Origin of the sequence: Exiguobacterium sp. s28 (assembly GCF_018618135.1) — a bacterium.
Classification (GTDB): Bacteria; Bacillota; Bacilli; order Exiguobacteriales; family Exiguobacteriaceae; genus Exiguobacterium; species Exiguobacterium mexicanum_A.
The window spans coordinates 32,947-45,856 of the sequence record NZ_JACSLL010000008.1; the positions used below are offsets into that span (position 1 = coordinate 32,947).

The 12,910-nt window shown below is 52.9% G+C and carries 14 protein-coding genes; 2 read left to right on the forward strand and 12 right to left on the reverse strand.

Translation table 11 applies throughout. The annotated features are described in order from the left end of the window. Positions 1–19 precede the first annotated feature (19 nt). The 12 genes from KNP78_RS09795 to KNP78_RS09850 form a co-directional block, all read right to left on the reverse strand. Positions 20–1,126, reverse strand: coding sequence for a lysozyme family protein (locus KNP78_RS09795; protein WP_214823891.1), 1,107 nt, complete (start codon positions 1,124–1,126; stop codon positions 20–22). Next, entirely contained in the window at positions 1,126–3,078 is a 1,953-nt protein-coding gene (locus tag KNP78_RS09800; protein ID WP_214823893.1) for a VirB4 family type IV secretion system protein, read from the reverse strand. The genes KNP78_RS09795 and KNP78_RS09800 overlap by 1 nt, the downstream gene beginning before the upstream one ends. Before the next feature lie 17 nt (positions 3,079–3,095). Further along, on the reverse strand, positions 3,096–3,716 hold the full coding sequence (locus tag KNP78_RS09805) for a hypothetical protein (protein WP_214823895.1): 621 nt from the start codon (positions 3,714–3,716) through the stop codon (positions 3,096–3,098). Position 3,717: 1 nt separating this feature from the next. Continuing rightward, a complete protein-coding gene (locus KNP78_RS09810; protein WP_214823897.1) occupies positions 3,718–4,017 on the reverse strand; it encodes a DUF5592 family protein in 300 nt (99 codons plus the stop codon). 6 nt (positions 4,018–4,023) lie between these two features. Next, positions 4,024–5,985, reverse strand: a complete 1,962-nt coding sequence (locus tag KNP78_RS09815) for a pLS20_p028 family conjugation system transmembrane protein (protein ID WP_371819211.1) — start codon at positions 5,983–5,985, stop codon at positions 4,024–4,026. Between the two features lie 20 nt (positions 5,986–6,005). Next, complete coding sequence (locus KNP78_RS09820; protein WP_211781024.1) at positions 6,006–6,413, reverse strand: hypothetical protein; 408 nt, start codon at positions 6,411–6,413, stop codon at positions 6,006–6,008. 16 nt (positions 6,414–6,429) lie between these two features. Beyond that, complete coding sequence (locus tag KNP78_RS09825) at positions 6,430–6,672, reverse strand: hypothetical protein (protein ID WP_128124162.1); 243 nt, start codon at positions 6,670–6,672, stop codon at positions 6,430–6,432. 16 nt (positions 6,673–6,688) lie between these two features. Then, on the reverse strand, positions 6,689–9,058 hold the full coding sequence (locus KNP78_RS09830; RefSeq protein WP_214823902.1) for a VirD4-like conjugal transfer protein, CD1115 family: 2,370 nt from the start codon (positions 9,056–9,058) through the stop codon (positions 6,689–6,691). 14 nt (positions 9,059–9,072) lie between these two features. Next, positions 9,073–10,173 (reverse strand): hypothetical protein, encoded by a 1,101-nt coding sequence (locus KNP78_RS09835; RefSeq protein WP_214823904.1) that lies wholly within the window; start codon positions 10,171–10,173, stop codon positions 9,073–9,075. Positions 10,174–10,239: 66 nt separating this feature from the next. Continuing rightward, the gene (locus KNP78_RS09840; protein WP_012390467.1) at positions 10,240–10,464 is read right to left on the reverse strand and encodes a hypothetical protein; all 225 of its coding nucleotides are present in this window, start codon (positions 10,462–10,464) and stop codon (positions 10,240–10,242) included. Between the two features lie 12 nt (positions 10,465–10,476). Continuing rightward, positions 10,477–10,659 carry a hypothetical protein gene (locus tag KNP78_RS09845; protein ID WP_051627825.1) on the reverse strand — a complete coding sequence of 61 codons (183 nt, stop codon included), beginning with the start codon at positions 10,657–10,659 and terminating at the stop codon, positions 10,477–10,479. A 298-nt stretch (positions 10,660–10,957) separates the two neighbouring features. Further along, positions 10,958–11,446: a helix-turn-helix domain-containing protein gene (locus KNP78_RS09850; protein ID WP_214823906.1), complete on the reverse strand. Its 489-nt coding sequence runs from the start codon at positions 11,444–11,446 to the stop codon at positions 10,958–10,960. 365 nt (positions 11,447–11,811) lie between these two features. On the opposite strand from KNP78_RS09850, the gene KNP78_RS15810 reads away from it, so the two are divergent. Both KNP78_RS15810 and KNP78_RS09860 read left to right on the forward strand, forming a co-directional pair. Continuing rightward, positions 11,812–12,003, forward strand: coding sequence for a helix-turn-helix domain-containing protein (locus KNP78_RS15810; protein ID WP_353049067.1), 192 nt, complete (start codon positions 11,812–11,814; stop codon positions 12,001–12,003). A 106-nt stretch (positions 12,004–12,109) separates the two neighbouring features. After that, positions 12,110–12,583 (forward strand): hypothetical protein, encoded by a 474-nt coding sequence (locus tag KNP78_RS09860; protein ID WP_214823910.1) that lies wholly within the window; start codon positions 12,110–12,112, stop codon positions 12,581–12,583. The last annotated feature ends 327 nt before the right edge of the window (positions 12,584–12,910 follow it).

A 12,910-nucleotide genomic window follows, 5' to 3' on the forward strand; every position in this document is an offset into this window, starting at 1 on the left:
CTTTCCATACATCCATGACTCAAAATCCGAAGACCGGGGCGGGGTCGATATGACCGGACCATTCACCCGTCTTGATCTCGAAATGTAGGTGGTTCCCGCTCGAACGGCCGGTCGTGCCGCAGTACCCGAGCGCTTGCCCAGCCTCGATCTGTTGTCCCGTCTGGACGCCGAGACGACTCAGGTGCGCATACGCCGTGATGTAATTGTCGTGCCGGACTTGGACGAGATTGCCGTACGGTCCGCGGTTCCTGCTATAAATGACGGTGCCGCTCTTGACCGCGTGAATCGTGTCGGAAGGGGTGCAACTGAAGTCGATACCGGTGTGGTTGTCCCGTTGTCCGAAGACGACGCGCCATCCGAAACGCGATGTCACGTTGAGCGGGATGGTGAGCGGGGAACGTAACCCCGACAACAGTTCTTTCGTGATGACCCCATCGGCGACGGCGACTGGCGCGAGGTATTTCAACACTGCGTCGACATATTCGATGTCCCCGTAACAGGCACCGTGCTGGACCGCGCTCGGTCGATGACAACGATAGATGCCGGTATGTTTCACGCGTTGGTACATCATCTGCGAGAACGAGATGGCGAGCTCTTTCGAGTAGCGCCCGCCGTTCTCCTGGACATAATCGATAAAGCCGCCGCCGAAGTTGTAACTCTGTAACGTGAGCTGCACGTCTCGGTTCGCCCGTTCGAAGACGGACGCGAAATGCTCGACGCCGTAGATGATGCTCTCCTCGGGGGAGGTGATGCACCCGATCCGTCCACACTTCGATTCGCTCGCCTGCATCGGGTCGTTCCCACGTCCACCGCTCTCCTGCATCATGAGCGCGAGCACGAGGTTCGTCTGTTCGGCCAGCCCATGCTTCGACAGTTCCGATTCGACCAAGGCTCGATATTGGAGCACCTGATCGCTCACTTGAAGACCGCCCGCCGTGTCGATCGGGACGTCGGTCGGTTGTTCGTTCTGGACACCTGTGAGCGTGTCGAGGATTCCGACGACGAGGATGACCAGGAACAAGACGAGTGCCGCGATGCCGAGCAGGATGAGTCGCCACTTGAGCGTCGCGAGCTGCCATTTCGCGATGACGGCGAAGCGCGCCGTCCGTTTCGCGGCCGCCCACATTAGGCACCCCCACCGAATAAGGCGAGTTCTTCGGGTGCGACATCGACGTCAAAGATGAGGTTCTGCACGCCGGAGATGCTGAGGACGACACGCCCCGTCTCGAGCGAGGGGATGATCCGCATCTCGGAATTCGAGAGTTGGCCATCAAACACCGTCTGGATGATTGGGATGCTCTCCGCGTCCTGTTCGCCGATGATCTTGTATTGCGTAAGCTGGAAGAGCGACTTGACGTTCTCCGCGTTCTCGGACTTCGATCCGGCCGGCACGAAGTCGGTGATCAGATGCGACACGAAGAAGATGCCGCCGAAGTACTTGCGCGCCTCGCGCATACAGCGTTGCAGATACAGGATGGCCGGCTGCGCGATGTCGCGCGTGTTGATTAAGTGGTGTGCCTCGTCGATGACGATGAGGTACTTGCATGCTTCTTCCGTCCGGAGCACGCCCTGGTTGTAGGCCTTCAGTTGACTCGATCCGTTGGCGATCATTCCGTCCCACAGCATGTTCATCAAGGAGAACACCTGCGCCTGGAACACTTCGTCCCGTAGGCTCGTCAGGTTCCGGAGCGGGAACGAGACGATGAGCTCCTCGTCGAACCGGTCGATCGAGGAGTGCCCGTCGAAGATGTTGCCGTAGTTATGGACGAGGTTCGTGACGGCGAGCTCGATGTTCTCGAGACGTCGGACCCGGTTCGGGCTAATCGCTTCCTTGATTGAGGTGCGCGTGTCGTCCGTGTAGAGCTCACGACGCACGAGATGCAAGAAGTCGGAGAACGTCGGGTACCGCTTCGCCGGATGCGTTGTGATCGGCAGTTCGCCTTTTTCGTCCCAGAGCCCGTGCCGGACGTACAAATCCCGGAGCAGGATCTCGAACTCGTTCGTCTCTTCCTGCGTCGCCGCCGGGTTGATGTAGTGATAGAACACGGCCATCTTCGAGAGATGCTGCATGAACGAGAGTGCCTCGTTGGCGCTGCCGTCGTTGTTCGTCACGGTCTTATAGACATGGAGCGGGTTGATGAGCCCGGCCGACCCGTCGAGCGCAATCTCTTTCCCGCCGAGCTGGCGCACGAGGTCAGAGAACTCGCCCGTAACGTCGAGGATGCGAATCTTGTTGCCCTTGATGGCCTGATCGAGCACCGTCTTCTTGAGGAGTGTCGATTTCCCGGATCCCATCTTGCCGATCATGAGCGCGTTGTAGAACTTGCGTTGTTTGTCCTTATGGAACAGGTCAAAAATGACGCTCCCGTTCGTGTCGGTCGTCCCGTAATACGTTCCGGTCGCGTCTTGTAGCGACGTGAAATGGAACGGATAGCCGCCGGCGATGGAGAGGGCCGGTATCTCTTTCCCACGTCGCCGGTTCGGCAGTTTCTGTTGCTGATCATAGCTCGTGAACAGGCTCTGCCATTCCCATTCCTGTTCGTTCAGGAAGATTGTCGAGCGGAAGTTCCGGGCCTCGAGTTCTTCCATCACTTCCTGCACTTTTACCTCGAGTGCGTCGAGCGTTTTCGCCTTCACATAGAGGCGCAGATGCAGATATTTCATCGTCTCGCCCTGGGTGATCTGTTCGTAGAGCTCGTTCAGTTCCTTGTACGTCTCCCGGGCGTCGATGCGGTCGATGTTGTCCTTCGCGTTTTCGAAGCGTGTGTTCTGTTCGGCCATCGACTTGTTGATGGTCTGGATGATTTCACTCTTGTCGGTCGTCCCGATGTCGAGTGTCGTCAAAACGCCCGGCATATTCAGGATCGGTTCGAGCCAGTAGTCGTAGACGAGCGACTGATATTTGTAGACATGGAGGCACGACAGATAGCCGTCCCCTAGCCGGACGAAGTTGGCGTCGAACTTAATGCCGCCCTGCGGCTGGACTTTGCCGATAAATTCGGGATTGTAGCCTTTCTCGATTTTTATGGTCTCCGGGTCCTGTTGTTTGGCCATTCGCTCACGCAGGCGCTGCCACATGCGCGTCACTCCTTTCTTCAGGCGTCGAGTTGCGGTTTCGTGTTCGGATTGTTCAGCTGATAGAGCACATGGATCTTCTGATCGAGTGTCAGTTCGCGCATTGGGTTCGAGCGGCGGAGCAGTTTATAGAGATGTGTCTTCCGCTCGCGTAGCATCCGCTCGTCGTCGGCATAAAAAAAGAGGAGATAATCGCGATTGGTGCGATGCTCCTCGAGGTATTCGAGCTCCTGCTTCTTCTTGAGTAAAAAGGGCAGGTAGGCCGGTGTCTGATTTTGTCGGATCTGTCGTTCGATGCTGATTTTCTGCCGCTCGAGACTGAGCGGTGTGTTCAATGGCACGACCTTGAGTGGATGCGTGTACGCCTGCAGGAGATAGGCGAGGGAGAACACGTCATGGTCTTTTTCCTCCTCATTTAGTGAATAGATATCTTTCGAGGTGAGTTGGACCATGTCGAGATAGGTCCCGTCGCGCATCTCGAACGCCTCGGTCCCAGTGATGTCGACGACCGGCATCAGTTCGGCGACCGTCGATTTGACGACGACTTTGTCTTTGACCTTCCGTTTCTCGACCACGTCCTGTTCATCAAGCCAGGTGCCCGTGCGTCTCGGTTCTTGTAGCGACTCCTCGATGAAAGCCATCTCAGTCACGTCCTTTCGTGTGCGCGTCGAGCGCGAGATAGGTGTCTTTCCGTTTGATGAGCGCGTAGTAAATCGCGTGGACCATCCGCTTCTGCGGGTTCGTCGCCGGCCGCAGGACCATGAACAGCCCAAAGACGATGAGGAAGACCGTGAACGGGATGTGCAGTGCCGACGGGATGAACGGGAGCGTCACGAGGCGGAGCACGATGAGCCCGACGAGGAACAGGAAGTCATGCAGATAGAGCATCTTGTTGATCTTCAGTTCGGTCGTGACCTCGTTCGGGATCCGGTATTTGCGCATGGGTCATCACTCCTTTTTCTTCATGTTGTCAGGTTTCGGTGGCGAGGTCGGATAGATCCGTCGCGACTCTTCATGATTCTGGCTATGACGGTGCGTCTGATTCTCACGCACCTGTTCGATGACCTCGGTCTCTATGTCGAGCACGGTGTCCTGATGGATGGTCCGTTGGGCTCGTCCTTGGCGTTTCTCTGTTGCCGAATCATTCGAACCCGTCGTAGAGGACGAAGACGGGGATGAGTCGCTTGAATGTGGTGCATCATGAGGTGTCGGTGTCGTCACGTCATTTCTGTCTACTGATTCATTGTGACGATGGCCTGGTCCGGATGTGGTATCGGTAGACCCGGTGACCGATTCGAGAGTCGACGAAGCAGGGACTGGAGAATGACCAGAACTTGAATGGTCGTGAATCGACTCCGGTCTTTGTGTCTCAGATGACGTTGTTGGATCGTCGGCACGTTCGGTAATCGATTCAGGGTTCGTCGCATGATTCGATTCAGGAGACATGCGACCCGACGCTTCCTTCACGTTTGGAGAGCCTGGCGCTTCCGGTTCTGATTTTTGAGCACTGATTGGTTGCGCAACCTCCTTCGGATTTGTCGGTTTCTCTTTGTCGGTCTGCGTGCGACTTGCGGTTTGGTTCTCCTGAGCGACATTATCTGGATCAATGTGTCTCTCGGCGTCCATCCGCTGTGAAGCTTGACTCGATGCATTAAGCGGTGAACCATTCTGAGGAGTGGCGCTTGAATCCATCCGCGTCGTCGCGGCCTCATGGAGCGATGGCATCTTCGGTGTGCCTTGCGCGGCACGCGCGACCTTCGAGACCGCGTGGGCACTTGCCGAGGTCACACCTTTTCCGGCGGCATAGGCGCCGAGCGCGACACCCCAGCCCCGCTTGAGCCCGGCATCAATCCCGAACAGCCGCTCGACCATGTTCGGCCCATCAATCAATGCGACCGAGAAGGCGATGAGGGCAATCAGATAGGCGAGTCCGTCCAACGTCTCCGCGAGGTAGGCGGTCCCGATCGTGTACAGTTTGATCGAGACGAAAATCAGAATTATCACGAGGAACGTGTTCAAAATGCTCTGGATGACCTTCTTCGTCTTTTGACCACTGTGCAGATCGGCCGGTGCGACGAGGATCGCCAGGACATAGTTGAAGGCAAGCTCAAACGAGAGACGTGCCAGTTTGTAGGCGATCGAGAACAGCGTGAAGCCCATGATTCCGAGTGTCACGAAGATGGTCAACCAGTTCGGCTGATAGCGGTAGTAATACTGATTGTTCCATTCGACGCCACTTTGGTCGAGTTTCGAGGTTCCCATCGTTTCACCATTCCAGGTTAGTTTGGACTGAGAGATTTGTTCGCCAATACTTCCCAAGCGAAATTCATTACTATCGAATACCTCGTTGATATCGATATTTCGTAAATGACTTTGAGGCAGAGAGTTCAAAGCCTCACCTTTCAAACCGGAAAAATCGTTTCGGTCATATTCAATCAAATCATGAATGTTTTCTCGTAAAATCTGATTTGATATCGATTCACTTGAAGAGTTTTCGCCAGAGTTTTGAGTTGTAAAATCAATAGCGGTATCACTGAATTCACTTATTTGCGTCATCGTTGGAGATAATAGTCCGAGAATGAGCAACGTGATAAACAGATTGATTAAAAATCCTTCTCGATCAAATTTCTTTTGAAAAATGATGAGGTAACCCGTGAATAGGAAGCTAGCAGCTAAAAGAACGTACAAAAAAGGTTGAATCGTAGAAACGAATTCAACCACTTGAGAGTTATTAAAAAATGCTTTCGTTAGTAATATGCTGTCAGTCACTTTTTCAAGTCCATCAATTAATACTGCTAAGCCACGTATTAAAATCCAACCCATTGAGCGGAGGGCATCCAGTACCAATGTACTGAGACTAAGGATATCAGTGAACTCTTGTAGCTTGTTTACTATTTCGTTATCACCCATAGAATCCCTCCATTCAGAGGCTATTTAATGAAATTAGTGACTTGATCCTTTAATTCATCTTCTGTAAGGGCAGATACATTTAATTCACGACTGATTTCACCGTCAGTCATCTCGTACAATCTGCCACCTTTAAGTTCAGGATGTTCTTGGGTAGAACGTTCTTCAAAATCTTCCCCATTAGGCTGAAACGGATTGAATAAGAGAACGTCTTTCTTTTTTTCCGTGGCGACTTCTCGCACAGTATCAACGTAAGCCCCTTCATTACCTTGACTATCGCTGTCTACAAGAACGTATGCACTTTCTTGCTCAGTTTTAATATCTGCAATTTCTTCAACAGAAGTCGTAGAAAGATAATTCGAACTTTCGGCACCACATGATGCTAAAAGTAACGAACTTCCGAGTAGGACACCAATCAAGATTTTCCTCATAACGTTTACCCCTCCGTCAGACGATTTTCCCCTTCAGTAGATCCGCGACTTTTAAATTGACGCGGAAGTCGAACTTATCTATTAGTGTAACAGTTTTCGGGGTGTCTGAGGTGTCGTCCTGATAGATGGTCAGAAAGCCGTCGGTCGTCTGAATGTTGAGCACGTCGCCCCGTTCGAGGCGGACGCGCTGCGTCTCGATGATCCTCGCGACGACACGCAATTCGTTCTGGATTCGCTTCTCTCTCGCACTCTCGGCCATGGGTTCGGCCTCCTCTCTACGGTGTACCTTGCTTCAGTTTCTCGAGTCGCTTCGCGATCATCGTGCTCAAAAAGCTCTTCTGGCTGTCGGTAACGTCGTAAACTCCTAGGTTCAGGTTCGTCTCGAACTCAGGGAGGAACATCCCACCGATGTCATGTCCTTCGAACATCGAGCGGAGGATGCTGTCCTGCAGCACATCTCGTACCGTCAAGGACTTAGACTTATCTTCCTGATTCGATGGAATATTGATATCCGTTTCGTCTTCTTGCTTCGCGAAACGGATACGGATCTGTTCGAAGTCGAGACCGGCGTGACGGCATGGGATGTCGATGTCATGCAGGGAGCGATCCGTGTCAAAGTCGTCCGCCAGGTATTCGTAACGATATTTCATCGCCGTCTTGCCGCTCAGGAAGATCGGATACGACTGGATACGTCGTTTCTTCGTGTCCTGACGCTTGATGACACGGATGATGAGCATCTCGCCCTCTTTAAGTCCCATGACCTCGGTCGCTGTCATGAGCCGACGGCCGTCCACGTTCTCCGTCTTCGATTTTTTGAGCGAGAACGTCTGCCCGGACCGCGATTTCGTGACGATGGTCGCCTCACCGAGCTTCTTCGATATCAGTTCGGCGGTCGACTCGTCCGCGGTCAACAGATAGTGTGTGTTCCCACAGTTGCCGTCAATCGTCTTCCAATCCTCTCCGTATAGGTTCTCGAGTTGGGAGTAGGCCTGGATGACGAGGTTGAAGCGCATGTTCCGGCCGAGACAGACTGTTATGATGTTGGCCATGCCTTCGATCGGCGGCATGTTGCCGAACTCATCGAGTAAGAAGACTACTTGGCGCTCGCATTTGCCTTGTTTCGTCTGCGAGGCGACCCGGGCGAGCGCCGTGTATACCTGTTTGATGTAGAGCGACGCGATGACGTTGAATGTCGGGTCATAGTCTGGGACGATGAGAAACACCGCCACGGGACGCATATGGTACATCACTTCACGGATCTGTATCGTCCCGTCGATTGCGTAACGGAAACGTCCACTCTCCTCATCATGCGCTTCCAGCTGGATCGTCGCAGTGCTTGAGTCAGTCGAGATTTGAACGGCGTCTCCGGTTCTAAGTGACGACGCGTGGTACACGATGAAGCTGCCATCGTCGTCTGTCGTGAGCGCATGGGTCGTCCCATCGGGGAACCTAAACGTGAGTCGTGTCAAAGGTTCAGTCCGTCCACTGATCCAGCGATTGAAGCCGATGCGTCGCATGTCGAGCGAGTTCATCGACGTCAGCTTCCCGGTCCCGTTCAACGTGAAGATCCCTAGCTTCGCATTCGTATTGGCCAGGATACTCGCCCGTGTCTGGCCACCCGAGAAGTGGAGCGTCGCGAACTGGAGCCGGGCGGGATGGTTCTCCGGGAATCGCTGAAAGAACTCGTCGAGCGCGGAGATTTCCTGTCCTTGCCGCGTGACCACCGTCCGTGAGCCGAGATCCGAGAGCATGAGCGCCACGTTGTACATGTTGATCTTCTCCGGTGTTTCCTTCGCTTCCTCACAGAGCCCGAGGATGAGCGCCGTACACAGGTCAATCGACGAGTTGGCCCAGAACGGGTCCCGTGCCTTCGGGTCATGGTACAACATGAAGGCGACCGAGCGCGCATACTGTTGGGCGAGCGAATAGTTCTCCTCGAGGAATGCGTCAATCGTCAGTTGCAACAGGTTGTACGACATCGATTGGAGCGGGTTCATCAGGTTCAACACCTCAACCTGATAGCCGCGTTGCTCGAGCGTCTCCTTCGAGGCGGCGAAGAGTTCGCCTTTCGGGTCGTTGATGATCAGGCTCGCCTGGTCACTTGCCCGGCTGTACAGATCGATCGTCGAGAAGACGAACGTCTCGCCCTTCCCGGAGCGGGTCGTTCCGATAACAAGATTGTTGACGGGCGAGTCATCGATGAACAGCTCGTTCTTGACCCGTCCGACCGGGACACCACCTGATCCTTTATACTGTTTCTTCCGGTCCGGGACGCGGCGATACTGTTGTTTCAGTTCATCGAATGAGGTGAAGCGGGCGCTCCCTTTCTGATTCTTCCGCAGATCCCGGAAGTTCAGCCATACCTTGCCGAACACGACCAGTCCGATGAACAGACTGAACGCGACCAGTCCAATCAAGACGGTCGAAGAGGGAAGTCTCACCTCCAAGAACAAGGAGGGGGAGAGCGTCGGAATCGTCGCTCCGGCCAACAGCCCGTCTTGTACAATCGGGGTCATGATTTGTCGAATGATGTTGTAGACCCCATTCAGCAGATAAAAAATCCCGGACGGCACCACCAACAGGCAGAACAGGGCGGGGAAAATCAGACGTATCGGGAATCGTGGTGATAGAGACGGAGTTCTCAATTATTTCACCTACCTTAATCTGAATAAAGAATCGTTTCTAGATTGCCTTCTTCAGCAGCGATAGCGGCTTGAATTTTCTCACGGGCCGAGGTGTCCTTACTAGAGGTCTTCTTCAATTTTTCGTTCAGTTCGTTGATAGTAGCCGTGATGTCTTGATAGGTGTCGACTTTTTCTTGAACGGCAGAATTGTTCGTTTTGGACGCCCAATCGTTCGCAGCCTCGATGTCCTTGAGAAAGAGATAAGCGGTCACTTTCGCGGAGATACGGGGAGCAGTCCATTCAACATTTTCCGTTTTGGCTACGCTCTCATGATCACGTTCCAGTGTGGCGATATCGAACGCACCCTCATCGGTCGGATGTGATGCTTGGAACTTCTGAATCCGTTCCAATTTCTCTTTACCGGATAGGTCGAGCCCGCCCAGCTTCGTCTCGATCAGGATGGGATCATCCGTGAGCTCGAGCGCTTTCTGGTCTTCTCCTTCCGCCAGATAGAGGTCGATCAATAGGGCATCCTCTTCCTCTGACCGGTCTTTCTGTTCTAGTAAATCGATTAGTGAGGATTCCTCACCTTGGAGCGCCTGTTCGTAAGCATTCAGCCACGTCTGTTCACCACCGATCCCCTGTTCGGCGTGTGCCTCTTTATCGATGAACCATTGCGCGGCAGTGAAGAGTGAGGTGAATAGAATCCCGGCCGTGGCCGCCCCGTAGATAAGGCGGCGCTGTAGTCGGGTCAGGCTTGATTGATAGGTCGACGATACAATCGGATTCGATTTAGCGGACGGGCGCTTATAGTCGTCCGGTGTCTCGGACTCGATCTCGTCGAGGAGCCACATCTTCTTCGAATTGTCCTCTTTCTTCGTCCGGATCCGTTGTACCCGGTCTTGCACTTGATGATACAGATTCGGATACGTTCCTTCGGTCCCGAACGTGAACGTTCCCCGATAGAGCAGCTCATCTTTCTGGTCAAAGAGCCGAAAGTCACCGGAACAGCTCGCCCCTTCCTCGCTAAGGGCCTGATGCAGATCATGTGTTGCCACGACTGCCTCGGCAAAGGTGAGCCGCTCATAGTTCTGGATCCGTGTGTCCGGCACGTCGGTGAATCGTACAAACAGCATCTCGTTCCTCCTCTCGTTTCAAACAACAAAAAAAGCCTTCCGATTGGAACGCTGCGTGGGTGTGCATTAGAATTTGATGTTCTGGTCGACCATCTCGGCGAGCGTGAATGCACCCATGACGATGATCAGGCCGACGGCGCCCCCGACGAGCCAGCCGACGGCCTTCGAGCGGCCACGATCCCCGCCGAAGATGAAGTAGAAGCCCCCGATCGCGAAGGCGATGGCCGCGGCGATGACGGCGAGCCCCTGGAAGAACTGAAGCAAGCTGAGCCCTGTCTCATTGAGTCCCATGTCGTTTCCTCCTTAGTCCTGGTGCGCCGGCGACTTGAAGCTGAGCTTCGCCTCGAGCGCCTCCATGATGAGTTCCTGGTTGTCTTGGATGACCTGCTGATGCTGTTCGTCAAGCCACTCCTCGTAATCCTTCCCACGGATGCGTAAAAGTTTCTCGGCGAAGCTACGGTTCTGTTTCTGTTCTTTTGATGCCACTGTACACACTTCCTTCCCTTGATCTCTTGATGTGCAGCAGCACATCATTAAGGACAGTCGGATTCGGTGCGGTGGGTTTCTAGCCGTTCCCCCACGAACTCCGCCCCTCGTGAATCTAAGGAGCTGTACAGGGTTTTTCGATGACCCGGAACGATGCGGTGACCTTGTGGCGAGTTTTAGGCGACTCTCGCCGAACCATCTGTGCGTAGATCCCGCCCACCCGGTCACTGGTGAGGGACACGCCGATATGTGATTGGAGGAGACCATCCTTAAGGATGTGCTGCTGCGTCGATGTGGGTTACAGTCGGATTCGCTTTCGTTTCTTGACATGGATGAGCTCGTCATCCGGGTTCTTGCGCTTGGCGAGCACGTGGGCGTCACAGACGACCGTACGGATTCGATAGTAGAGTTGCGTCAACTGGACCGTCTCGCCGCTCCCTTTATCGATGCCGATGAAGCCATGCAGCTCATATGTCTTCCCGTCGAACGTGCGGACCGAGTCGGCCTGCGGCAATTCCTGCAGGTCGAACCGACGTCGCTCGAGCTTCGTGACGGAACGTTTCGCCCCGTATCCGAAGTCGATGGCGTCCCATGGGACCGTCGCGAGCGTATGCCCGAACGCGCGGGCCAGATGATTGATGTCCGCGATTGACGGCACCGAACGGTTCTGCTCATATTGGCTGATGGCGGGCTGTGAGATCTCTCCGAATGTCTTCTCCGATAGTTCGACCTGCGACCAGCCCGAGAGCCGGCGGTTCTCCTTCAACCACTCCCCGAATCGATACATAAGCCTTCCCCTTTCTGTAGACCAGAGCGACGACCATACAGATGTTTCCTTTTGTTGGTTCCAATATAGCAGGGAAAGGAATAAAAATCATCAGTTTTCTGATATGTCAGAAATTTTACAATTGCCGATTTCTGTCGAATCTGCCCTGTATAAGGGTTTATAGGCAACAGTTATTCAATATTTTTTGTTTTGTATCACAACTGTAAAAAAATAACGGGGCGATGATAGAAGATAAGGATTGATATTTTGATTTCAAGGGATTGGCTTGGGGTAGAGGAGTAGAAGGATTCATAAAGAATAAGTATGAGAGAGTACTTTGATCGTGGGGTGAGCAAGTGGAACTGAACAGGGCAATCGTAGAGCGGATGAAGGAGCTCGCGGCAGAGCATAATATGACAATCCATCAAGTCATTCAGAAAGGTGGATTGAACCAAGCGACAATCTCCGAACTGATGAGTGGTCGTACGAAACATCCCAAAATAAGCACGATACAGAAGTTTTGTGATGGCTTACAGATACCCATCAATCACTTTTTTGACGATGACAAGTTCAGGTAGGAGACAATGCGATATGATTCAAAAAAGTCGATGGAAGGCGTGTTGTATTGACCGATATTCATCGGACTTCGAGTTGAATAGTTGATTCAAGAGGGGGATGGCTGTCATGGAGGATGAAATCAGGGCAAGTCTAATCGAGTTAAAATTATTACCCATACAGGAAGGTCATTGGAAAAAGATCGACTTCTGTCTATGCTCTGATTCAACAAGGGAGAAATATGATGAAGCAAAACGAAAAATACGCATCCATGTTCCTGATAAGTCAAAAGGTATCTATGTATTGATGAAAGACACGGAGGTGCTATACATAGGGGAGAGCGGTAGCAGCATCCAGAGAAGAATGATTCGCCATATCGACAAGATTTATTCTCGTAAGGATGAACGGTCTCAATTTTTCAAACAACGTCAACACCAGGGCGACCTCTCTTATTATCACTTCGAGTTGTCATCCCTACCTTCCGTGCACCGAAAGCTCATCGAAGAGTCGATGAACATCGTAATCAAGCCGTCATATCTGATTTGGACATCCCGATTCAAGCTGCAACAATTAAATAAGCTTCTCATGGCAGATGTTCAATGATGGGTAAGAATTCCACATTATTTACACCCCAAAGAGACTAGGAGACACATCCATGTCAATCAATCAACGATTAAACGACTTATACGTAACTTGGTGACAAAATCATCCCGGTCATTTCGTGGGAGGGGGCGTCATCGACGAGGGGCGATACAGTTCAACCGACGTCAAACTCTTGTTCCTACTCAAAGAAGTGAATGACCGGGACCAATCAGAAGACTGGTCACTTGTCGATTTCATCCATCGTCAGTCCGAGGACACAAGGTACCATCTCACTTTCGAAATCATAGGGCTTTGGAGCTTCGGACTCATGAACGGGCTCCCATGCTA

What these genes read in the sequence shown, in the direction of transcription:
- KNP78_RS09795 (WP_214823891.1), bottom strand. Translation starts at nt 1,126, where the DNA reads ATGTGGGCGGCCGCGAAACGGACGGCGCGCTTCGCCGTCATCGCGAAA.
- KNP78_RS09800 (WP_214823893.1), bottom strand. Translation starts at nt 3,078, where the DNA reads ATGTGGCAGCGCCTGCGTGAGCGAATGGCCAAACAACAGGACCCGGAG.
- KNP78_RS09805 (WP_214823895.1), bottom strand. Translation starts at nt 3,716, where the DNA reads ATGGCTTTCATCGAGGAGTCGCTACAAGAACCGAGACGCACGGGCACC.
- KNP78_RS09810 (WP_214823897.1), bottom strand. Translation starts at nt 4,017, where the DNA reads ATGCGCAAATACCGGATCCCGAACGAGGTCACGACCGAACTGAAGATC.
- KNP78_RS09815 (WP_371819211.1), bottom strand. Translation starts at nt 5,985, where the DNA reads ATGGGTGATAACGAAATAGTAAACAAGCTACAAGAGTTCACTGATATC.
- KNP78_RS09820 (WP_211781024.1), bottom strand. Translation starts at nt 6,413, where the DNA reads ATGAGGAAAATCTTGATTGGTGTCCTACTCGGAAGTTCGTTACTTTTA.
- KNP78_RS09825 (WP_128124162.1), bottom strand. Translation starts at nt 6,672, where the DNA reads ATGGCCGAGAGTGCGAGAGAGAAGCGAATCCAGAACGAATTGCGTGTC.
- KNP78_RS09835 (WP_214823904.1), bottom strand. Translation starts at nt 10,173, where the DNA reads ATGCTGTTTGTACGATTCACCGACGTGCCGGACACACGGATCCAGAAC.
- KNP78_RS09840 (WP_012390467.1), bottom strand. Translation starts at nt 10,464, where the DNA reads ATGGGACTCAATGAGACAGGGCTCAGCTTGCTTCAGTTCTTCCAGGGG.
- KNP78_RS09850 (WP_214823906.1), bottom strand. Translation starts at nt 11,446, where the DNA reads ATGTATCGATTCGGGGAGTGGTTGAAGGAGAACCGCCGGCTCTCGGGC.
- KNP78_RS15810 (WP_353049067.1), top strand. Translation starts at nt 11,812, where the DNA reads ATGAAGGAGCTCGCGGCAGAGCATAATATGACAATCCATCAAGTCATT.
- KNP78_RS09860 (WP_214823910.1), top strand. Translation starts at nt 12,110, where the DNA reads ATGGAGGATGAAATCAGGGCAAGTCTAATCGAGTTAAAATTATTACCC.